This window comes from Rahnella sp. CG8 (assembly GCF_023701875.1).
Lineage (GTDB): Bacteria > Pseudomonadota > Gammaproteobacteria > Enterobacterales > Enterobacteriaceae > Rahnella > Rahnella aceris.
The window spans coordinates 1-19875 of sequence record NZ_JABAED010000047.1 but is presented as its reverse complement, the minus strand read 5'-3'; the positions used below and the strand labels follow the sequence as shown (position 1 = coordinate 19875).

The 19875-nt window shown below is 53.2% G+C and carries 20 protein-coding genes and 1 pseudogene; 9 read left to right on the top strand and 12 right to left on the bottom strand.

Features of this window, described 5'->3' with window-relative positions; genetic code table 11:
- Positions 1 to 123 precede the first annotated feature (123 nt).
- Together HGO41_RS24770 and HGO41_RS24765 are read right to left on the bottom strand one after the other, a co-directional pair.
- Positions 124 to 1491 (bottom strand): NCS2 family permease, encoded by a 1368-nt coding sequence (locus HGO41_RS24770; protein WP_013577314.1) that lies wholly within the window; start codon positions 1489 to 1491, stop codon positions 124 to 126.
- 408 nt (positions 1492 to 1899) lie between these two features.
- Positions 1900 to 2568 (bottom strand): glutathione S-transferase family protein, encoded by a 669-nt coding sequence (locus HGO41_RS24765; protein WP_037034997.1) that lies wholly within the window; start codon positions 2566 to 2568, stop codon positions 1900 to 1902.
- A gap of 268 nt (positions 2569 to 2836) precedes the next feature.
- Between HGO41_RS24765 and HGO41_RS24760 the strand changes: the two genes are divergently transcribed.
- Positions 2837 to 4930, top strand: a complete 2094-nt coding sequence (locus tag HGO41_RS24760; RefSeq protein ID WP_013577316.1) for a putative bifunctional diguanylate cyclase/phosphodiesterase — start codon at positions 2837 to 2839, stop codon at positions 4928 to 4930.
- A gap of 10 nt (positions 4931 to 4940) precedes the next feature.
- On the opposite strand, the gene HGO41_RS24755 is transcribed toward HGO41_RS24760, so the two are convergent.
- Together HGO41_RS24755 and HGO41_RS24750 are read right to left on the bottom strand one after the other, a co-directional pair.
- On the bottom strand, positions 4941 to 6503 hold the full coding sequence (locus tag HGO41_RS24755; RefSeq protein WP_013577317.1) for a methyl-accepting chemotaxis protein: 1563 nt from the start codon (positions 6501 to 6503) through the stop codon (positions 4941 to 4943).
- 235 nt (positions 6504 to 6738) lie between these two features.
- Complete coding sequence (locus HGO41_RS24750) at positions 6739 to 7542, bottom strand: inositol monophosphatase family protein (RefSeq protein ID WP_153376115.1); 804 nt, start codon at positions 7540 to 7542, stop codon at positions 6739 to 6741.
- 157 nt (positions 7543 to 7699) lie between these two features.
- On the opposite strand from HGO41_RS24750, the gene HGO41_RS24745 reads away from it, so the two are divergent.
- From HGO41_RS24745 to HGO41_RS24735, 3 genes are all read left to right on the top strand, one after another.
- Entirely contained in the window at positions 7700 to 8332 is a 633-nt protein-coding gene (locus tag HGO41_RS24745; protein ID WP_013577319.1) for a LysE family translocator, read from the top strand.
- A gap of 81 nt (positions 8333 to 8413) precedes the next feature.
- Positions 8414 to 9502: an ABC transporter substrate-binding protein gene (locus HGO41_RS24740; protein ID WP_037034992.1), complete on the top strand. Its 1089-nt coding sequence runs from the start codon at positions 8414 to 8416 to the stop codon at positions 9500 to 9502.
- A 47-nt stretch (positions 9503 to 9549) separates the two neighbouring features.
- The gene (locus HGO41_RS24735; RefSeq protein ID WP_013577321.1) at positions 9550 to 10290 is read left to right on the top strand and encodes a molybdate ABC transporter substrate-binding protein; all 741 of its coding nucleotides are present in this window, start codon (positions 9550 to 9552) and stop codon (positions 10288 to 10290) included.
- Positions 10291 to 10318: 28 nt separating this feature from the next.
- Here HGO41_RS24735 and HGO41_RS24730 read toward each other — a convergent pair whose 3' ends face one another.
- Positions 10319 to 11176: a PA4780 family RIO1-like protein kinase gene (locus HGO41_RS24730; RefSeq protein WP_013577322.1), complete on the bottom strand. Its 858-nt coding sequence runs from the start codon at positions 11174 to 11176 to the stop codon at positions 10319 to 10321.
- A 447-nt stretch (positions 11177 to 11623) separates the two neighbouring features.
- Here HGO41_RS24730 and HGO41_RS24725 point away from each other — a divergent pair, with 447 nt between their 5' ends.
- Positions 11624 to 12739 (top strand): SDR family oxidoreductase, encoded by a 1116-nt coding sequence (locus HGO41_RS24725; protein WP_013577323.1) that lies wholly within the window; start codon positions 11624 to 11626, stop codon positions 12737 to 12739.
- 146 nt (positions 12740 to 12885) lie between these two features.
- Here HGO41_RS24725 and HGO41_RS24720 read toward each other — a convergent pair whose 3' ends face one another.
- From HGO41_RS24720 to HGO41_RS24710, 3 genes are all read right to left on the bottom strand, one after another.
- Positions 12886 to 13509 carry a glutathione S-transferase family protein gene (locus tag HGO41_RS24720; protein WP_013577324.1) on the bottom strand — a complete coding sequence of 208 codons (624 nt, stop codon included), beginning with the start codon at positions 13507 to 13509 and terminating at the stop codon, positions 12886 to 12888.
- Between the two features lie 35 nt (positions 13510 to 13544).
- The gene (locus tag HGO41_RS24715; protein WP_013577325.1) at positions 13545 to 14078 is read right to left on the bottom strand and encodes a GNAT family N-acetyltransferase; all 534 of its coding nucleotides are present in this window, start codon (positions 14076 to 14078) and stop codon (positions 13545 to 13547) included.
- Between the two features lie 85 nt (positions 14079 to 14163).
- On the bottom strand, positions 14164 to 15042 hold the full coding sequence (locus tag HGO41_RS24710; RefSeq protein ID WP_162906083.1) for an AraC family transcriptional regulator: 879 nt from the start codon (positions 15040 to 15042) through the stop codon (positions 14164 to 14166).
- A 188-nt stretch (positions 15043 to 15230) separates the two neighbouring features.
- On the opposite strand from HGO41_RS24710, the gene HGO41_RS24705 reads away from it, so the two are divergent.
- Together HGO41_RS24705 and HGO41_RS24700 are read left to right on the top strand one after the other, a co-directional pair.
- Complete coding sequence (locus HGO41_RS24705; RefSeq protein WP_121019656.1) at positions 15231 to 16136, top strand: DMT family transporter; 906 nt, start codon at positions 15231 to 15233, stop codon at positions 16134 to 16136.
- A gap of 116 nt (positions 16137 to 16252) precedes the next feature.
- The gene (locus HGO41_RS24700; RefSeq protein WP_013577328.1) at positions 16253 to 16633 is read left to right on the top strand and encodes a tautomerase family protein; all 381 of its coding nucleotides are present in this window, start codon (positions 16253 to 16255) and stop codon (positions 16631 to 16633) included.
- Positions 16634 to 16654: 21 nt separating this feature from the next.
- Here the strand turns inward: HGO41_RS24700 and HGO41_RS24695 are convergent, their stop codons facing one another.
- The 3 genes from HGO41_RS24695 to HGO41_RS24685 all read right to left on the bottom strand — a co-directional run bounded on the left by HGO41_RS24695 (position 16655) and on the right by HGO41_RS24685 (position 18110).
- Positions 16655 to 16999, bottom strand: a complete 345-nt coding sequence (locus HGO41_RS24695) for a type II toxin-antitoxin system PemK/MazF family toxin (protein ID WP_013577329.1) — start codon at positions 16997 to 16999, stop codon at positions 16655 to 16657.
- The gene (locus HGO41_RS24690; protein WP_223510138.1) at positions 16999 to 17253 is read right to left on the bottom strand and encodes an AbrB/MazE/SpoVT family DNA-binding domain-containing protein; all 255 of its coding nucleotides are present in this window, start codon (positions 17251 to 17253) and stop codon (positions 16999 to 17001) included. The genes HGO41_RS24695 and HGO41_RS24690 overlap by 1 nt, the downstream gene beginning before the upstream one ends.
- 116 nt (positions 17254 to 17369) lie before the next feature.
- Positions 17370 to 18110, bottom strand: a complete 741-nt coding sequence (locus tag HGO41_RS24685) for an SDR family oxidoreductase (RefSeq protein WP_013577331.1) — start codon at positions 18108 to 18110, stop codon at positions 17370 to 17372.
- Between the two features lie 121 nt (positions 18111 to 18231).
- On the opposite strand from HGO41_RS24685, the gene HGO41_RS24680 reads away from it, so the two are divergent.
- Positions 18232 to 19134: a LysR family transcriptional regulator gene (locus HGO41_RS24680; RefSeq protein WP_013577332.1), complete on the top strand. Its 903-nt coding sequence runs from the start codon at positions 18232 to 18234 to the stop codon at positions 19132 to 19134.
- A 54-nt stretch (positions 19135 to 19188) separates the two neighbouring features.
- Entirely contained in the window at positions 19189 to 19674 is a 486-nt protein-coding gene (locus HGO41_RS24675) for a hypothetical protein (protein ID WP_013577333.1), read from the top strand.
- 30 nt (positions 19675 to 19704) lie between these two features.
- On the opposite strand, the pseudogene HGO41_RS24670 reads toward HGO41_RS24675, so the two are convergent.
- Positions 19705 to 19875: pseudogene (locus HGO41_RS24670) on the bottom strand (IS4 family transposase); the annotation flags it as partial.

Below are 19875 nucleotides of genomic sequence, written 5' to 3'. Positions count from 1 at the left end.
CGAAGGGTGAGTACGGGATGGAGTTATAATTACAAAAATCATGCCAAAGCACACTTCAACATACTCATTCTTCATTAATACCCCACCCCAACCCTCCCCTTCGCAGGGGAGGGAGCAAACAGATCAAATCGCCCATCCGCCCGCATAAAACACCACTAACGCTACGGCGATAATCACCGTGCCGATGTTCAGTTTTCGCCATTCGCCGGAGAAGATGCGTCCAATCACCAGTGCGCTGAAACCGAGCATAATACCGGTGACGATGTTACAGGTCAGAACGATAAATACTGCGCACAGTAACCCTGACATCGCATCCACGAAATCATTGAAATCCAGTTTGGTGACATTGCTGAGCATCAGCAAACCCACGTACATCAGCGCGGGTGCGGTGGCGTAAGCCGGTACCAGATAAGACAGCGGAGAGAGGAACAGCATCAGCAGGAACAGCACACCGACGACGGTAGCCGTCAGACCGGTTTTGCCGCCCGCCGCCGTACCGGCTGCCGATTCGATATAAACCGCTGCCGGAGATGCGCCAACCAGGGAGGCGAAAATACTGCTCACGGAGTCAGCCGTCAGGGCTTTACCGCCGCTGATGATCTGGCCGTTTTCATCCAGTAAGTTTGCCTGTCCGGCGACAGCGCGGATGGTGCCGGTGGCATCAAACACCGCTGTCATCACCAGTGCCAGCACGCTGGGCAATACCGCAGCTTTCAGTGCACCCAGAATATCGAGATCGAAAATCACCGATTTACCGTCAGCCCCCGCCAGAGAAGGCATGGCGAATAAACCCTGATATTTCACTGTTGGATCGAAGATCAGGCCGATAATGGAAATCGCGATAATCACCAGCAAGATGCCGCCCGGAACGCGCAGTTTCTCCAGGCCAAAAATCACCGCCAGACCAAGCAACGTCATCACGACCGGGAATGAGGTAAATGCGCCGAGTGCCACCGGTAAGCCGTCCAGCGGGTTTTTCACCACCAGACCGACGCCATTGGCGGCGATCAGTAACAGGAACAGGCCGATACCAATACCGGTACCGTGCGCAACGCCGGTTGGCAGATTGCGCAAAATCCACGAACGGATGCCGGTCACCGAGATAATGGTGAACAACACGCCCATCAGAAATACCGCGCCGAGCGCCACCGGTACACTGATGTGCTGGCCGAGAACCAGACTAAATGCGGTAAAAGCAGTCAGAGAAATGGCGCAACCAATCGCCAGCGGCAAATTCGCCCACAGCCCCATCAGCAGGGAGCCGAAACCGGCGACCAGACAGGTCGCGACAAACACTGCGGTTGGCGAGAAGCCCGCTTTGCCGAGCATCGAGGGCACGACAATCACCGAATAGACCATCGCCAGAAAGGTGGTTAAGCCAGCGATAACTTCCTGGCGGACGTTACTGCCACGCGCACTGATTTTGAAAAAAGCATCAAGCGGGCCTTTTGGCGCAACTGCGCGGCCAGCTTGAGGTTGTTGACTCGACATGGAAAATCCTCTGAATGTCTTTACTGATTAGCCGGCGTGGTCATTATGAAACCGTTTCTGCACGTTCACTTCCTTATTTGTCGCCTGAAATCGCCGAAAACGGCGTCAGAACGGCAAGGCAAACGTTTAACTCGCATCGCGTGTGGCAGGACAAAAAATTACGCAAACGATTATCCTGCCTTTAACCGCCGTACATCAACCGTGAATGACAACAATTTACCGTTGTCTGGTCAATAAAAACGCGGTTGTGGTGGAAATTTATCCGGTGGCAGAAAAAGAGACAAACAAGGAGGGGAAAGAAGGGAAATAAATAACAGGGTATTTATTGTGGTTTATCTTTTATAAGACGTTTATTACGTAAAACTCCGCCCGCAATGAACGCCTGAAAATATAAAAATGGATAAGAAATTAACGCAAAATATTAAACGAACCGCCGTTTTCCAGCACTTTCTGATATGCCGGACGCGCGGTGACATTCGATAACCAGGCCTTCAGCAGAGGATATTTTCCCAGTCCGGCGCGGGCATTGATCGCCTCTATCGGGAAACTCATCTGAATATCTGCCGCGCTGAACTGTTGACCGGCGAAATAAGGATGTGTACTCAGATGCTGTTCCAGATAATCCATATGCGTATAAATCTGCTTATCCAGATAATTCTTCTGCACGCCCTGTCCTATGGCGCCGGCAATCGGACGGATGAGCCACGGCATCGGCGGTTTACCCAGACGGCTAAAAATCAGCTTCATCACCAGCAAAGGCATCAGAGAACCTTCAGCGTAGTGCATCCAGTAACGATACTGCTGATGCTCAGCAAACGCCGTGGGTTTCAGCGTGCCCGCCTCATCGTACACTTCCTGCAGGTATTCAATGATGGCGCCAGATTCCGCAAGGATCAGCCCGTTGTCTTCCAGCACCGGCGACTTGCCCAGAGGATGGACTTTTTTCAGCGATGGCGGCGCCAGCATGGTTCCTTTATCCCGCTGATAACATTTGATTTCGTAAGGGACGCCCAATTCTTCGAGCATCCATAAGATTCGCTGTGAACGGGAATTATCCAAATGATGCACAGTTAGCATAAAAGTCTTCTGTCCTTTTTCAATTAATTATTTGTTAACTATAGACAACACTTTCAAAGCGCGTATCAGATTCGCTTTATTAACCCTGAATTTCTTCAGGGTTAATTTATCAAAAATCTTTTTATTTGATTAAAATCACTTACGGATTAATCTTAATTATGCCAAAAAAATTATCGCAACTTCGTTCGCCTTTAATAAGGCTTAATGCCATTATCGCCGGATAACAAATTAACCCGTCGCTTTCGACTCTCTGTTGGTGGAGCCTCACATGTTTTCCAGTAATTACAACAATGTGCTTGTGATGTTTTCGTTCATTGTTGCAATGCTTGCCTCTTATACCGCGCTTGATATGGCAGGCCGGGTTGCCACCACAGAGGGAAAGGCTTCCCGACTTTGGTTAACAGGTGGCGCCATTGCAATGGGTATCGGCATCTGGTCGATGCATTTTATCGGCATGCTGGCCTTTAATGCTTCGATGCCAATGGGTTACGACCCTTTAATTACCCTGCTTTCTATGCTGATTGCCATCATTTCCTCAGCTTTTGCGCTGTGGCTGGTATGCCTTGAGGAGTTACCCACCGGGCGGTTACTTGCCGGTGCCTTGCTGATGGGCGGCGGTATTGCCGCGATGCATTACACGGGTATGGCGGCGATGCAGATGATGCCGCCCATTGTCTACGATTACCGTTGGGTCGCGTTATCCGTGGGAGTGGCGATTGTCGCCTCCGGCGCGGCGCTGTGGATGGCGTTCAATCTGCGTCATCAGTCACCCAATGTCCGTCTGCTGCGCATCAGCGCTGCGGTGGTAATGGGCGCTGCCATTGTCGGTATGCATTACATCGGCATGGCTGCGGCACAATTCCCGATGGACAGCCACAGTATGGCGGCGTTCAGCGGCGTAGACAATAACTGGCTGGCACTGCTGGTGATTGTGGTCACGCTGGCGATTCTGGCGATCACCCTGATCATTTCTATTCTTGATGGCCGGATGCAGGCACGCACCTCGATTCTGGCATCTTCGCTGGCACAGGCGAACCGCGAGCTGACCCAACTGGCGCTGCACGACAATCTGACCCATTTGCCAAATCGTCTGTTGCTGGAAGACCGCCTGAGTCAGGCGTTTCAGAAAGCGTCACGTGGCGAATCACAGTTTGCGGTGCTGTTTTTCGATCTCGACGGATTCAAAGCCGTTAACGATGCCTTCGGCCACCACATCGGCGATCAGCTGTTAATTTCAGTCACCGAACGCCTGCAATCGCAGCTGAGGGCGACAGATACGCTGGCGCGGCTCGGCGGCGATGAGTTTGTACTGCTGGTTGAGATCACCGAACCCACCGATGCCTCGCAACTGGCCGATAAACTGGTGCATCTGATTGCGCGTCCGTTTTACGTTTCCCGCTACGAACTGCTGGTCTCTGCCAGCGTGGGGATCGCGGTGTATCCGGGCGATGGCGAGAATGAACGCGAGCTGATGCTCAATGCTGACGCCGCGATGTATCACACCAAAAATTCCGGCCGTAACGGCCACAGTTTCTTCCAGCCGTCGATGAATGCCAACGCCCAGAACCAGTTGCAAATGCTCAATGATTTGCGTCTGGCGGTTGCACACCATGAGCTGCGTTTGCACTATCAGCCGAAATTTATTGCGCCTTACGGGCCGGTGAGTGGCTTCGAAGCGCTGCTGCGCTGGGAGCGCGACGGTAACCTCCTCAGCCCGGATGTGTTTTTGCCGCTGGCGGAAAAAACCGGACTGATTATCCCGATTGGCGAATGGGTGCTCAATGAAGCCTGTCGCCAGTTGCGGGAATGGCATCTGGCCGGCCATACACAATGGACAGTGGCGGTGAATCTTTCCACGCTGCAATTTGAGCAGGCGAATCTGGTCGAAATGGTGATTGAAACCATTGAACGCCATCAGATCCCGCCTGAAATGCTGACGCTGGAAGTGACAGAAACCACCGCGATGCGTAACCCGGATGCCAGCGTGGAAATTCTGGAGCGCCTGACACAGTACGGCGTAAAAGCCTCCATTGATGATTTCGGTACTGGCTATTCCAGCCTGCTCTATCTGAAACGTCTGCCGGCCAGTGAGCTGAAAATCGACGGTGCATTTATTAATGACCTGATTGCCGGTAGCGAAGACGCCAGTATCGTTTCTGCGATCATTGCCCTCGGCCAGACGCTGAACCTGAAAGTGGTGGCCGAAGGCGTTGAAACGATCCAACAGCAGGAATTTCTGACGCAACTGGGCTGCGACACCTTACAGGGTTATCTTCTGGGGCGTCCGATGACGCCACAGCAGATTGCCCAACACCCCGATACGGACTGGGAGTCGCAGATAACCCTCACAGATAAAACCTGAGGCCCCCGGCTCAGGCTGTCGCCGTGCGGAAAAATCGCACGGCGTTGCGTAGCTCAACACTTTGTTCCGTCAGGGATTGCGCCGCTGCCGCTGCCTGTTCCACCAGCGCGGCGTTCTGCTGCGTCACCCTGTCCATCTGGTCAACGGCAATCCCCACTTCGTGAATACCGGTGTGCTGCTCAGAACTTGCTGTCGAGATTTCTCTGACAATTTCAGCCACCTTATTCACCGAGCTGACAATCTCATTCATGGCTTTACTGGCGCGATCAGCCTGCAATGACCCTTCGGCAATTTTGCTGACGGTGCCCTGAATCAGATCTTTAATTTCTTTCGCCGCCTGCCCGCTTTTTTGCGCCAGCACCCGCACCTCACTCGCCACCACCGCAAACCCTTTACCCTGCGTACCGGCACGCGCCGCTTCCACGGCGGCGTTCAGCGCCAGCAGGTTGGTCTGGAAGGCAATGCCTTCAATCACGCTGATGATATTGATAATTTCATTCGAACTGCCGGAAACATCACGCATATGTGCCTGCATCCCCGTAACAATCACGCCGCCCTGAGACGCCGTTTTCGAGGTTTCCAGCGCCAGCTGGCTGGCCTGCCGGGCGTTCTCAGCGTTCTGGCTGACGGTCGCGGTCAGGTTTTGCATATTGGAACTGGTCTGCACCAGCGAGGCCGCCTGTTCTTCGGTGCGCTGTGATAAATCCACATTGCCCTGTTCAATTTCACTGGCGGCATGATTGATGGATTCACTGCCTTCCATAATCTGATGAATGGTTTTATTCAGTTGCTGGTTCATGCCGTTCAGCGAAGCCAGCAAACTGCCGTCATCACCCGGTTTCAGCGTGATTTTTGCCGCCAGATTACCGGCGGCGATTTCACGCATAATAGAGGCGGCATAAGCCGGTTCACCGCCCAGTTGTTTCACCAGATGGTGCGCCAGCAGCAGTGCCATCGTCAGTGAAAGAATAAACGCCACGCCGACCAGCACTAAAAACATCGCGCTGGCCGTGTGATAGCTGCTGCGCGCATCCGCTGCCGCCTGCTCACTGTTGGTCAGCTCGTTTTTTACCAGCGTCGCCAGATCCGCCATTAACTGTGTGCGATATTTCCGTGAGTTATCGCCACTGATTTTCGTGGCCTGCGCAATGTCGTTGCGTTCAACCGCCGCAATTACATCATTATTCGCCAGCGAAAACTGCTCAAAATTAGCGACGATTTGCTTAAACAGATCTGACTGACTGCCGCCGCTGTCCAGCTTCAGATACGCATTTTCCGCGTCTTTAAAGGTGGCAACCGCCTGAAGGATTTCGACCCGGTGGCCGTCGCGCGGCGCCCCCTCTGGCGAGGCGATATATTGCACCTGTTGCAGGCGTAATTCCGCCAGCGTGCCGCGCATCACCAGCGGATACTGCACGCCGGGAAGCCGGTAGGCACGGTAGTTTTCAATCTGCTGATTACTGCTGTTGAGCAGCCAGGCTGACATCGCCGCCAGAATCAACAGCAAGCTCAGGACGAGTGCGAATGCACCCAGCAAACGGGCAAGTATGGAAAGGTTGGTGATCTTTTTCATCTGGGCACATCGGAAAGTCAGTGACAGGAAACACTCATAACGGCCGGAATGAAGGGAACTTTAGGGAAAATGAAACTATATTTCATTTTGTTAAGCGCTGTCTTTCGTAATGTAATTTTAGGGTTACCGGACGAATTTTTCATGTTACCGGCCCGCCTTAAAAACATGATCTGCCACGCGTTGCAAAGATTTGCTCTCTCATAAAGAGAGAGCACTCAGCGCGACTCACTTTGGCTCACTTCGGTTCAAAAGCGGGCCATAACGGAGTGACTGCCGACAACAGATTCGCCGTACCGGCCGCCACCGACATGTGTCGGAAATTGTCGCTGCCGTCCGCTGTCTTCGCAAATTTCACCACCGTTTCCAGCCCGGCTTCCTGACACAACACCGTGCCGCCAGCGATATCCCACAGCGTGGTGCGCCGTTGCAGATGGCCGTCGATAATGCCTTTTGCCGCAAACACCATGCCGACCGTGGTACAGCGATAACAATGTACTGACCAGTCAGCCGCGCGGATCCCCTGATAAAAGGCCGAGGCTTCGTCCAGCTTGTCGTCCGCACTGTCGCCCAGCGACACAATCTGTACATCTTCAAAACGATCATCGCGACGGAAGGGTTTGTCGTTGAGGAAAATCCCCTTTCCGGATTCTGCTGAAAACAGGTCGTTTAAAACCGGCAGTGCCACAATGCCGATCACCGGCTGTTTATTTTCCACCAGCCCGAGCGACACGCCCCACAGCGGCGAACCGCGCAGGAAATTCGAGGTGCCGTCGATAGGATCAATCACCCAGCACGGCGCGTCGGTCAGAATGCCGCCCATCTCTTCGCCGATCACCGCATCCTGCGGAAAATGCTCTGCCAGCCGGGTGCGGATAAACTGCTCAACCGCCAGATCGGCTTCTGAAACGAAATCCTGCGTACGCTTACTGCTGATTTCGATAGCGTCCCGGCGGTGAAAAAAGTCCAGCGCCAGTCTGGCGGCCTGCGCCGCAATCTGACTGGCAACCGCCAGACGCGGGGACATCATAGTGTTGGTCATGATAAATCCTGAGTTTTCAGTCGGAAGGAACAAAAGCTGTCTTCATAGAATGCATCGGAATCGATGAATAAAAAATGACAACCTGCCACTTGCTAAAATAGCGTAAAACACTCTATATCTGTGTGCTTCAACTTTCTGAATTTTGCCGGAGATTTCCATGCCCGATGCCGCCCATTGGTTGCCCTTTCTGCTGATTTGTCTCGGGCTGGTATTAACGCCCGGCCCGAACATGATTTACCTGATTTCACGCTCACTCTGTCAGGGGCCGAAAGCCGGACTGATTTCCCTCGGCGGCGTAGTGCTGGGCTTCCTGTTTTACATGTTGTTTGCTGCGCTCGGCATTACCGCGCTGCTGATGGCGGTGCCCTTCGCTTATGACGCCCTGCGCATCGGCGGCGCTGCGTATTTGCTGTATATGGCGTGGCAGGCGGTGAAACCCGGCGGACGCTCGCCGTTTCAGGTCAGGGATTTACCCCGCGACAGCAATAAAAAACTGTTCACCATGGGGCTGGTCACTAATCTGCTGAACCCGAAAGCGGCGGTGTTATATCTGACGCTGTTACCGCAGTTTATCGTGCCTGAACAAGGGCATGTGCTGACGCAGTCGCTGATTCTGGGCAGCTCGCAAATTCTGATCAGTGCGACGGTCAACGCGCTCATTGCCCTTTCAGCCGGTTACATTGCCGTCTTTCTGGCCGGGCGACCATTGTGGATGGTCATCCAGCGCTGGTTTATGGGTGCAGTGCTGGGCGGGCTGGCTATGCGTATGTTGCTCGACGGGCGTAAATAACCGGCCATTTGTCACGCGTCATATTCAGTTCCGCATCAACGCTATATAATCCTTTGCATAACGAAACCAGAGGATTTTTCCATGCGTCTATTTTCATCCCGATTTTTGCCTGCCGTTGCCTTGCTCGGGCTTGCCCTGAGCCTGGCTTCCCCTTGCGCTTTTGCCACACGCCAGATAACCGATCAGCTTGGCCGTCAGGTCACTATTCCCGATCAGGTGGATCGCGTCGTCGTTTTGCAACATCAGACCCTTAATCTGCTGGTTCAGCTGGATGCCACCAAAGATATTGTCGGCGTGCTGAACAACTGGCAGCGACAGCTGGGCAGCGGTTATGTGCGTCTTGCGCCGGAGCTGGCGAAAACGCCGGTGGTCGGCGACCTGACCAGCGTGAACCTGGAAAGCGTGGTGGCGCTTCATCCGCAAGTGGTGTTCGTCACCAACTATGCACCACAGGAAATGATCGACCAGATCAGCCAGGCCGGGATCGCCGTCGTGGCGGTTTCATTGCGGGATGATCCGAAAGGCGAAGAACATATGATGAACCCGGTGCTGCCGGATGAAGATGAGGCGTACACCGAAGGGCTGAAGAAAGGCATCGCGCTGATTGGCGATGTGGTCAATCACCAGAAACAGGCACAGGCGTTGATCGACTATACTTTTTCTCAGCGTCAGTTAACTGGCGAGCGGCTGAAAGATATTCCGGCCAATCAGCGGATCCGCACGTATATGGCAAATCCCGATCTGACCACTTACGGTTCCGGCAAATATACCGGCCTGATGATGGCGCATGCCGGTGCGATGAACGTTGCGGCAGCCACAGTGAAAGGGTTTAAGCAGGTCGCGCTGGAACAGGTGATCGCCTGGAACCCGCAGGTGATCTTCGTGCAGGACCGGTATCCGGAAGTGGTCGGGCAGATCACCGGTGATCCGAAATGGCAGGGTATTGATGCGGTCAAAAATCACCGCGTTTATCTGATGCCGGAATACGCCAAAGCCTGGGGCTATCCGATGCCTGAAGCGATGGCGATCGGCGAACTGTGGATGGCGAAAAAACTCTACCCGCAAAAATTCGCTGACATCGATATGCAAAAACAGGCTGATGCCTGGTACCAGCGCTTCTACCGGACGGATTTTAAACCCGCGGCAGACGCGGCGCGCGCGGGGAAATAGCCTCGTCTCCGGCGCTTTACGTTGAGGCAATGTGACAAGGAGACCTGATGACAAATACGATTAAAGTGCTGGCGGCAGGGAGTTTACGCCGCGCATGGGCGCCGCTGTGCGATGCCTTTACGGAAGAAACCGACAGCAAAGTCGACGTGGAATTCGGCCCCGCCGGGCTGTTGCGCGAACGTATCGAACAAGGGGAAAAGGTCGATCTGTTTGCCTCGGCCAATACCGCGCATCCGCTGACGTTGCAGCAGCACGGTAAGGCGCTGGACGTGGAAGCATTTTGCGGCAACAGCCTGTGTGTCACCGCCCGAAAAGGGCCGGAACTGGATAAACTCAACTGGCTGAGCGTATTACTTGATCCCCGTTTTCGGCTGGCGACATCGACACCGCAAAGCGATCCTTCCGGTGATTACACCTGGCAAATGTTTGAGCAGATCGAAAGGCGACATCCCGATGCCGGGGCTATTTTACGCAACAAGGCGCTGCGTCTGGTGGGCGGTGAGAAATCGGCCAAAATTCCGGCAGGCAAACTGGCGGCAGAATGGCTGATTTGCAGCGGTCAGGCCGATGTTTTTATCGGCTACACCAGTTATGCCGCGCTGTTGCGGGAAAATGATGCGCTGGAAGTCTACAACATTCCGGCGGATTACAACGTGCGGGCCAGATACGCGCTCGCGACCTGCACGGAGAAAGGGAAACCGCTGGCAGAATTTATTCTTTCAGAAACCGGCCAGCATATTTTGCAGAACGCCGGTTTTTGCGGGAGACATGCGGTGATGCCGGAATAGAAAAAATACAAACAGGTACAACGCGACCTTAGTGATCGAGGTCTCTTTCTTTCATTGCCCGCTGACGATCGTAATACTCATCTTCAGCGGCAGTGATTTCATCGAGCAGCGAATCCACATCGGCTTTGTGCGTATCTTCGGTGAACAATCCGGTCAGAATAGTTTCCGGTGTCAGTTTGCCGTCTTCGTACAATGCCCAGATTTCTTTGGCAAAGCGCGTTTCCAGCAACTGCGGTGCAAACTGCCCGTAGTACTCGGTCATGTTATTCACATCGCGCTCGAACATCGATTCAGCGTGGTTATTGGCAGCGGCGTCCACGGCCTGCGGCAGGTCGATAATCACCGGCCCTTCAGCGTCCATCAACACGTTAAACTCTGACAAGTCACCGTGAACGATACCGGCGCACAGCATGCGTACGATATTGCGGATCATGGTGTCGAAATCGGCTACCGCTTCTTCTTCAGTCAGGATGACGTCACTCAGACGCGGCGCGACTACGCCGTCAGCGTCGGTGATAAGCTCCATCAGCAGCACGCCGTCCAGACAAATGTAAGGCTGCGGCACGCGCACACCGGCATTCGCCAGACGGAACAGCGCATCCACTTCGGCGGTCTGCCAGGATTCTTCCTGCTGTTTACGCCCGAACTTTGACCCCTTTTGCATCGCACGCGCGTTGCGGGTGTTACGGACTTTACGGCCTTCCTGATACTGCACGGCCTGCTTGAAGCTACGTTGTGTCGCTTCTTTATACACTTTGGCGCAGCGGATCTCTTCACCGCATAAAACGGTGTAAACATCGGCTTCTTTGCCACTTTTCAGTCGACGGACCACATCATCAATCAGGCCGTCATCCACCAGAGGTTGGATTCTATTTGGGATTTTCATGCAGCCTTGTACCTTATTTCAGCGCATGAGGGAATGACCTGCGCAATATTCCCTGCATTACACACCAGACACGCCGTTCGCGTCATCCTTTCTGATCCTTATCGCTTACTGTTCTCAAGGGTACAGTTTAACGTAGTGGCGATGGAGTGGATACTTTATGCACATACGTTATCACTTTTTACCGCTGCTTTTCACCGTCAACGCCCGCCGGGGTTTTATGGCACCCTGATTAAATTTAACTTAAATAATTAATTTATGTCCGCTAATTATTTCTTACTGTAAATAAAGCATGCCAGTTAATAAATTTTTATGTCTTCGGAACTTTTTCTTTAACTTAAGCTTTTCGTGCTGTTTACGCTTCGTTTATTCAAGGCAAAAAACGGTATACGTTCCGTTTAGAATAGAGGTGATACTGTGCCGGTAATTTCCCGTTGCAGGTCTTCTGATATGAATACTATTTTAATAACCGGTGCCACTGGTTTTGTTGGCGGAGCTGTCGTTGAATATTTTCTTCGCCAGCAACTCACCACCAATAATGCATTATTACTCTTAGTCAGGGCTGACGATAATGCGACGGGACTCGCCAGAATTATCGATAATTTGAAGAAGTTTGAATTACATGATACTCAGCTTTCTCCGCTAACTGAGCAATCAATATTGACCGGCGATCTGGCCGATCCGGAAAGTTTTATTCATGACGCGCGTTTAGATAATGTCACGCACGTTATTAACTGCGCCGCCATCGCCTCGTTTGGTCATAATCCGGCCATGTGGCGTGTGAATGTCGAAGGTTCACTGGCCTTCGCCAAACGTATGGTGCAGGTAAAAGGTTTGCAGCGATTTGTGCATGTTGGCACGGCGATGGCATCAATGCCGGATAAAGACAGCGTCTTCTACGAAGGCATGCCGGACAACGAGCAGAACGAAGATCTGGTGCAGTATACGGCTTCCAAGCGGGCGATTGAGAATCTTGTCCGCGCCGAATGCCCGTCGCTGCCGTTCGTGGTTGCACGACCGTCGATTATCGTCGGTCACACGCAGCATGGCTGCCAGCCTTCAAGCAGCATCTTTTGGGTGTTCATGATGGCGATTAAACTGAAGAAATTCACCTGTACGCTCGACGATCAGGTGGATGTTATTCCGGTGGACTATTGCGCGATGGTGCTGGTAAAACTGTGTCTCGCCAAAGACCTCAGCCATAATTTTTATCATATTTCTTCCGGCGAAGAGATGTGTACGCCATTCCATGAAATAGATACCTCGGTGGCAAAAGCCAATAATACTTCACGCATTATCAGTGAATATGAACAAACCAGTTATCAGGAATTTACCGGCATCCGCAAACAATTTAAAGATGTGCTCGGCCCGTGTAATGATAAAATTATTTTACGTGCCATTAAACTTTATGGCGGTTTTGCTCAGTTAAACGTGAAGTTTGATAATTCTCGTTTATTAGATATGGGCATTCCAAAACCTGCTGCCTTTAACAGTTATATTGATAAATGTGTTTCCTCAACCCGCGGACAATCTATCAGCGAACTGATGCAGGTTGATTTTAAATAAACCCGGTGTCTGTTAAATATTAAACACTCCCCTAAATCATTCAGTTGCTTCAAGGCGGCAACTGAATGAATCCCCGGGAGCTTACATAAGTAAGTGACCGGGGTGAGTGACCAATCTGCAGGGAGCAGCGTGAAGGATGACGGGGATTAGACAAGGCCGTTTCGGCCATACAGCCTGAAACCTTCGCGCTGATTCAGGCGGTCATAATACGCCGTCACTGCCGGTAACGCCGGACGGGACATGGGTGTCATCGACCAGCGGTTCACTGCCAGCCCGAGCGGAATATCCGCCAGCGTAAAATTATCCCCCAGCACGTAATCGCCGCTGCGCTGAAGTTGTTCTTCCAGCATCTGCATATGACGGTTCCATTCGCTGACACCGGCATCAATCAGCGCCGGATCCTGATGCTGCGGACTGTTGCGAGCCAGCGCCGGAAACGCATAGCGCCAGGAATTATTCAGTTCACCGGATTGCCAGTCCATCCACTGTTCGGTCAGCGCACGACGTTTCGGGTCAGATGACAGCAAATCTTCGCGCCCTTCCCGCGCCGCCAGATAGCGGCAAATCACGTTGGATTCCCACAGTACAAATTCGCCATCGAGCACTACCGGCACCATCGCATTCGGGTTCAGTGCTTTAAATTCCGCAGTCTGGACAGACTGAAAACCCGAACCGAATTGTTCCTGTTCGAAATCCAGCCCCAGTTCCTGACAGGTCCACAACACTTTACGCACATTGATCGACGGTGATTTACCCAAAATCTTTAGCATGATTTCCCCTGTTAACGTGGTACACGAATAGCCGGTCACGACGGACGAATAAAGATCCGCGTGGCTGAGCCGTGATAAGTGGTATCCGTTTTTGCCACGAAACCACATTTTTCCGCCAGACGAACTGAGGCCTGATGCTCCGGCGCAATAATGCAGCATAGCTGACGATCGACGTGTGTACCGGCCCATTTCAGCACTGCCTGCGCGGCTTCAAAGGCGTAGCCTTTGCCGTGAAACGCCGGAGAAACGACCCAGCCCATTTCCGCCATGCCTTTGAGCGAGGGTGTGATATCGCGCTGATAATCCGCCAGACCAATTTCGCCAACAAACGCGCCTTCTGCACCCGCCGTTTTTTCGAACACAATCCAGTAACCGAAACCGAGCATCTGCCAGTGGCCCGGATACCGCAGCAGACGACTCCAGCTGGCTTCGCGACCCGAAGGCGTGCCACCGATGTATTTCACAACCGCCGGATCGGCCCATTGCGCGGCAATATCTTCAAAATCATCAACATGATGGCCACGTAAAATCAGACGTTCGGTTTCGATAACGGGAGCACTGGTCTGCATGGTTTTTCCTGAATAAGGTGAATTACCATTAACTTAGCACCACAATTGTGCTGACCGGAAGAGAGGTTTTAGCGGGAAATAAAAATCAGACGATAATGCCGCCGCGCAGTGCCGTCGGCGTTATGCCACGCACGGATTTGAAACGGTTACTGAAATGGCTGGCGGAGCTGAATCCGCATTCCAGCGCAATGGACGTGATGTCCATCTGACTGGTTTTCAGCAAGTTTTCCGCGCGGATCAGCCGGGCATTCATCACGTACTGATGCGGTGCCAGCCCCATGCTTTGTTTAAACATGCGGGCGAAGTGGAATTCGCTGAGTTCTGCCAGCGCGGCAAGTTCCGGCAGTAATAAAGGCTGCCCGAGATGCGTGTGAATATAATCTTTTACGCGGTTGAGCATATGCGGTGCCAGCCCGCCGCGTACCGTTGGCAGCGCCCATTGCAGATGGGTGTAATGTTTCACCAGATGCGCCATCAGCAGATTGGCGGCGCTGCTGAGCATCAGTTGATTGCTGTTTTCCTGCCACTGGCTGCTGAGCAAAAAGTGGCGATACAACAGCGTAATTTGCGGATCTTCTCCGAATGTGCGTTCTTCCAGCTCAATCGCCGCCGGGCTGCGATCCCAGGTTTGTTCCACCAGATGTCGCAGGTGTTCGTCGGAGCAATACAGATGCACAAACGACAAATCGTCGCGCACATCCCAGCTCGACATACTGCCTTTCGGCATCAGACAAAAACGATCCGGCCCGCCGCCGTTACGCCAGCCGCTGCGGGTTTTGTGATAACACTCGTAGCCGTCGGCAACGTACAGGCTCAGCGTATGGTGATCAGCGCTTTCCTGATTCACGATGTCATTTTTGTTCGACCACGCCGCCAGCTGAATACCGGAACCCAGTTCCACACTGTCATGCAGAACCGCTTTGTGCTGACGCAGCGTTTCGAAAGCCTGATAGACCTTAGTCATGGCGTACCCGTGTGGAGGAAAGATGACGCTCATTTTACGGTTTTCCCCCGCCCCGGTGCCAGATCTTGCTGTGCGGGTGACTGAAAAAATGCGCAAGAATATGCAACTCAGCGCAAAACGTTGAAAGCCAGCGGTCTGCCGTTACCGCAGAATGTCCTCAGTCATTACTGTCTGAGTGAGAGAATTCTATGAACGCACTGCTTTATATTTTGGTGATCCTGATCTGGGGTACCACCTGGTTTGCGATTTATCTGCAACAGGGCGACGTGCCGGTCACGGTGTCGGTTTTCTATCGTTTCCTGCTGGCTGCGGTGATCATGCTGGTGGCATTGCTGGCGACGCGCAGGTTGCGTCGTCTGGCGCTGAAAGATCACCTTTTCTGCCTGATTCAGGGTTGCTGCGTTTTTTGCTTCAATTTTTACTGCTTCTATCACGCCGCAGCCTACATCACCAGCGGGCTGGAATCGGTGATTTTCTCGATGGCCGTGCTGTTCAACGCGTTCAACGGCATGCTGTTTTTCCGTCAGAAACTGGCTCCGGCAGTGATCCCTGCGTCGGTTCTCGGGCTGGCAGGTATTATCACGCTTTTCTGGCATGACCTCAGCGCCGCGCATATCGCACCGGAATTGCTCAAAGGCATCGGCCTCAGCCTGCTCGGCACTTACGGTTTCTCACTCGGCAACATGATCAGCTCACGCCATCAGCGTCACGGGCTGGATGTGCTTTCCACCAATACCTACGCGATGTTTTACGGTACAGCCGTCATGGGCGCGCTGAGCCTGATGCAGGGCGCTTCCTTCGCCATCGACCTGACGCCGCAATATCTCGGCTCGCTGGTCTATCTTTCCGTGTTTGGTTCGGTACTGGCTTTCGGCATTTACTTCACGCTGGTCGGCCGCATCGGTGCCAGTCAGGCGGCCTACAGTACGCTGCTGTTCCCGCTGGTCGCACTGACGGTTTCCACATTTTATGAAAATTATCAATGGCATGCCAATGCGGTTATCGGGCTGGCGCTGATCCTGCTCGGTAATCTGGTGATGTTCTGCCGTCCGGCCTGGCTGGAGATGTTCAGGCGCAAAGCCGCTGCGGCGTAGGGCGGCTTACCGGCGGGTACAAAAAAACACTCGACAACTCTCCTCCTCGTGTTGCATACCTGAAAGGCCGCATCCTAAGAGATGCGCGCCCTACAGAAAATAATGAGGAGAATAAAATGCCTTTTGTACGTATTGATATGGTCGAAGGAAAACCCGAAACCTACCGCAAAACCGTCGGCGATGTGATCTATGACGCGCTGCGCTCAGCTCTTAATGCGCCGGAAAATGACAAGTTTATTGTCATCTCCGAACACTCTCCGGCAGAAATGATGATTTCCCCTGATTATCTGAATATCCAGCGCAGCCCGAACTGCATTGTGATTCAGGTAACGCTCAACACCGGCCGTACACTGGAAATGAAAAAGGCGTTCTATCACGCCGTCGCTTACGGGCTGCATGAAAAAGTCGGGTTACGTCTGGAAGATGTGTTCATCAGCCTGGTGGAAGTGCCGAAAGAAAACTGGTCCTTCGGCAACGGAGAAGCGCAATACGCGTGAGAAAAGGTCTGAAGGTAAACTTCAGGCCAACAAGTTCTCACCACCAATCAGCGGAATGATTCGGGCAAGCACGTCGTTAAAGACGCCACTTTCCGCAACAGCGATAAACTTTGCCTGACGGTGCCGCCAGTCCATTGTATGGATCAACGTGGTGGCAACCACACAAGGTGCGCTCAGATTGTTGACCGGCACTTCGGTCGGCGCGCCCCGGATGCTGCTGCTCACCGGCATACAAATCACCAGCCCGGTAACCTGATTATACGTTTCATGAGACAGGATCAGCGCCGGTCGATATTTGCCTATTTCCTTTCCTTTGGTGGGCTCAAAATCCAGCCAGCAAATATCCCCGCGCTTTGGTAAATACATTAATAATCAAGCTCCCTGTCAGTCGGTTCTGCCAATTCATCAGCGTGAGCATTATACGCGCTCAGCCCCGATAACAAGCTGGCCTCAGTGACCTTCTGCTTATCGGCTTTACGAATTTGCAGCCCGTCTTCAGAAATCTCGATATCAACGACATCACCTTCCTCGAATTGTGGAATTGACTTCAAATTTCCGGACAGCCGTAACGCGATGCTGTTACCCCATTTCTGTAATGTGGCCTGAGTGCGCATGTTCATTTCTCCACCGTTGTATCTACAAAGAGTATACAACCAAAAACCCGTAACAGTATTCCTGATACGGGTTTTTGCGAGCTGCATTCCGGCTTTTTATTTTCCTGCGTTAAACGGAAGGATTAAATAATCCCGCCATTCGCCTTCAGCGTCTGGCCGTTGACCCACGCACCGTCGGGACCGGCGAGGAAGGCGACGACGGAGGCGATATCTTCCGGCTGACCGAGGCGCTCGAGCGGCGAGGTTTTGGCGATGGTTTCCACCAGTTGATCCGATTTACCGTTGAGGAATAAATCCGTTGCTGTCGGGCCGGGCGCGACGGTATTGACGGTTATCTGACGGCCGCGCATTTCCTTGGTGAGCACGCGGCTCAGCGCCTCGACAGCCGCTTTGGTCGCGGCATACACGCCATAAGTCGGCTGATATAACCCGACCACAGTTGATGAGAAATTGATGATACGTCCGCCGTCGTGCAGATGTTTCGCCGCTTCACGCAGCGTGTTGAAAGTGCCTTTCAGGTTGATATCGATAAGGCGGTCGAATGCTGCATCGTCGGTTTCGGCAATGGCGGAAAGCGTCATAATACCCGCATTATTCACCAGCACATCCACGCCGCCAAACGCCTGTTCCGCGCTGGCAAACATCCGGCCGACCGCCGCCGCGTCGCTGACATCCGCCTGCGCGCTGATAGCTTTTCCGCCTGCCTGTTCAATTTTTCTGACCACCGCGTCGGCTTCTGCCGCACCGCGTGAGTAGTTCACAATCACGGTAAAACCGTCGTGCGCCAGACGCTCTGCGATGGCGGCGCCAATACCCCGTGATGCGCCGGTGACCAGCGCGACGTTCTGTTTGGATGAAGTCATGATGCGTTTCCTTTTTTCAGTGATTCGGATCTGTTGTCAGTGAGGAAAGCGTAGCCGATTGACGCTGCCGGATAATTACCTGATATTCGTTATCACTATCCGGAAAAGGCGAACAATTATCATGGATAAACTCGACAGCATGCAGTTATTCACCCGCGTGGTGGAGCTGCGCAGTTTTACGCAGGCTGCACAAGCGCTGAATCTGAAACGTTCCACGGTGACCGATGCCATTAAACAACTGGAGTCGCGGCTGAACATCCGGCTTCTGCAGCGTACCACCCGACACGTCAGCGCGACGCTGGATGGCGAAGCCTATTACCAGCGCTGTCTGCGTATTCTGGCAGATGTGGAAGATGCTGAAATGGCGTTTGCCGGTGCGCAGCCGAAGGGGTTATTGCGGGTGGATGTACACGGTTCGATGGCGCGGCATTTTCTGCTGCCCGGCCTGGCGGATTTTCTGGCGCAGTATCCCGACATTGAGTTTTACATGAGCGAAGGCGACCGGCTGGTGGATCTGGTGCGGGAAGGCATTGATTGCGTGATCCGCGCCGGTGAACTGAAAGACAGCGATATGGTGGCGCGCCCGCTCGGTACGCTGCCGGAAATTACCTGCGCCAGCCCGGACTATCTGCAACGTTTTGGCATACCGGAAACGCCAGACGATCTCGCCGGTCACCGGATGATTGGTTTTCGTTCCAGCGCAACCGGCGGGCTGTTGCCGCTGATTTTTCAGGTGCAGGGCAAAAACCGTGAAATCCTGCTGCCGACCAGTTTATCGGTCAGCGGCGCGGAAAGCATGAAAGAAGCGGCACGGCGCGGGATGGGGATTATTCAGGTGCCGCATTACGGCCTGCTGGAGGATCTGGCGCAGGGAAGTCTGGTACAAATCCTGGCGGATTTCCCGGCCGGTTCACTGCCGGTTTCCCTGCTTTACCCGCGTAACCGCCAGCTTTCACCGCGCGTACGGGTGTTTATCGACTGGATGGTGAAAGAGTTTGCGCGGCGCGATCCGCATCTGACATGATAGTTTTTCTGCTCTGAAAGCATGACGTCACAACGTTAACGACTGGAGACGCCGATGACCACACCTGCTGTATTGCTGCATATCGGCAGCGAAGAAACGCAAGTTATCGTCCGTAATGATGATAACGACGATAAAAGTTTGCTCCTGACACTGGGCTCACAACTCACCTCTGTCGGCTATTTTCATCATTCACCGCCGACGCCGGATGAAATGGAAACTGCCATTATGGTGGTCGAGGACGAAGTGATGCGCATCCGGCACGACATTCCGCCGGGCGCTAAACTGTTCAGCACGGACAACGATATCCGTGCGCTGGCCCGCATTGCCGGTGAGGCGGAAAATGAAGTGATGACGTTGTCGCTCGACGCGGTGGAACGCACTTTCGACCGGCTGGCGCTGGTCATTAATGGCCGCCCGGCGCATTTCGAAGGTATCCCCGACGGCAATGATTTCGCCGCCACGCTGCTGATTTTGCGCGAATTTATGCATCATCTGCAATTTGATGAAATTGTGGTGAGAGGCATGAAATTTGAGATGTAATGATTAACAGCCCCGTCAGGGTAATGCCGGTCACTTAAGGTGACCGGCATTGTTTTTTAAGGGATATTTTGACCTTTTTTCTCTCACTTCCCTCGCATATTCACGCTCACGCCTCGAGGGCAGCTTTAGCATCGCTGCGTTGCTGTAAAAATGCTTCAGATGACCCGGGATGGCTCCCGCTGATGCCCACGGCAGCCCGAT

Excerpts from the sequence above, each read along its gene's own strand:
- HGO41_RS24770 (WP_013577314.1), bottom strand. The coding sequence starts at position 1,491 with ATGTCGAGTCAACAACCTCAAGCTGGCCGCGCAGTTGCGCCAAAAGGC.
- HGO41_RS24765 (WP_037034997.1), bottom strand. The coding sequence starts at position 2,568 with ATGCTAACTGTGCATCATTTGGATAATTCCCGTTCACAGCGAATCTTA.
- HGO41_RS24760 (WP_013577316.1), top strand. The coding sequence starts at position 2,837 with ATGTTTTCCAGTAATTACAACAATGTGCTTGTGATGTTTTCGTTCATT.
- HGO41_RS24755 (WP_013577317.1), bottom strand. The coding sequence starts at position 6,503 with ATGAAAAAGATCACCAACCTTTCCATACTTGCCCGTTTGCTGGGTGCA.
- HGO41_RS24750 (WP_153376115.1), bottom strand. The coding sequence starts at position 7,542 with ATGACCAACACTATGATGTCCCCGCGTCTGGCGGTTGCCAGTCAGATT.
- HGO41_RS24745 (WP_013577319.1), top strand. The coding sequence starts at position 7,700 with ATGCCCGATGCCGCCCATTGGTTGCCCTTTCTGCTGATTTGTCTCGGG.
- HGO41_RS24740 (WP_037034992.1), top strand. The coding sequence starts at position 8,414 with ATGCGTCTATTTTCATCCCGATTTTTGCCTGCCGTTGCCTTGCTCGGG.
- HGO41_RS24735 (WP_013577321.1), top strand. The coding sequence starts at position 9,550 with ATGACAAATACGATTAAAGTGCTGGCGGCAGGGAGTTTACGCCGCGCA.
- HGO41_RS24730 (WP_013577322.1), bottom strand. The coding sequence starts at position 11,176 with ATGAAAATCCCAAATAGAATCCAACCTCTGGTGGATGACGGCCTGATT.
- HGO41_RS24725 (WP_013577323.1), top strand. The coding sequence starts at position 11,624 with ATGAATACTATTTTAATAACCGGTGCCACTGGTTTTGTTGGCGGAGCT.
- HGO41_RS24720 (WP_013577324.1), bottom strand. The coding sequence starts at position 13,509 with ATGCTAAAGATTTTGGGTAAATCACCGTCGATCAATGTGCGTAAAGTG.
- HGO41_RS24715 (WP_013577325.1), bottom strand. The coding sequence starts at position 14,078 with ATGCAGACCAGTGCTCCCGTTATCGAAACCGAACGTCTGATTTTACGT.
- HGO41_RS24710 (WP_162906083.1), bottom strand. The coding sequence starts at position 15,042 with ATGACTAAGGTCTATCAGGCTTTCGAAACGCTGCGTCAGCACAAAGCG.
- HGO41_RS24705 (WP_121019656.1), top strand. The coding sequence starts at position 15,231 with ATGAACGCACTGCTTTATATTTTGGTGATCCTGATCTGGGGTACCACC.
- HGO41_RS24700 (WP_013577328.1), top strand. The coding sequence starts at position 16,253 with ATGCCTTTTGTACGTATTGATATGGTCGAAGGAAAACCCGAAACCTAC.
- HGO41_RS24695 (WP_013577329.1), bottom strand. The coding sequence starts at position 16,999 with ATGTATTTACCAAAGCGCGGGGATATTTGCTGGCTGGATTTTGAGCCC.
- HGO41_RS24690 (WP_223510138.1), bottom strand. The coding sequence starts at position 17,253 with ATGAACATGCGCACTCAGGCCACATTACAGAAATGGGGTAACAGCATC.
- HGO41_RS24685 (WP_013577331.1), bottom strand. The coding sequence starts at position 18,110 with ATGACTTCATCCAAACAGAACGTCGCGCTGGTCACCGGCGCATCACGG.
- HGO41_RS24680 (WP_013577332.1), top strand. The coding sequence starts at position 18,232 with ATGGATAAACTCGACAGCATGCAGTTATTCACCCGCGTGGTGGAGCTG.
- HGO41_RS24675 (WP_013577333.1), top strand. The coding sequence starts at position 19,189 with ATGACCACACCTGCTGTATTGCTGCATATCGGCAGCGAAGAAACGCAA.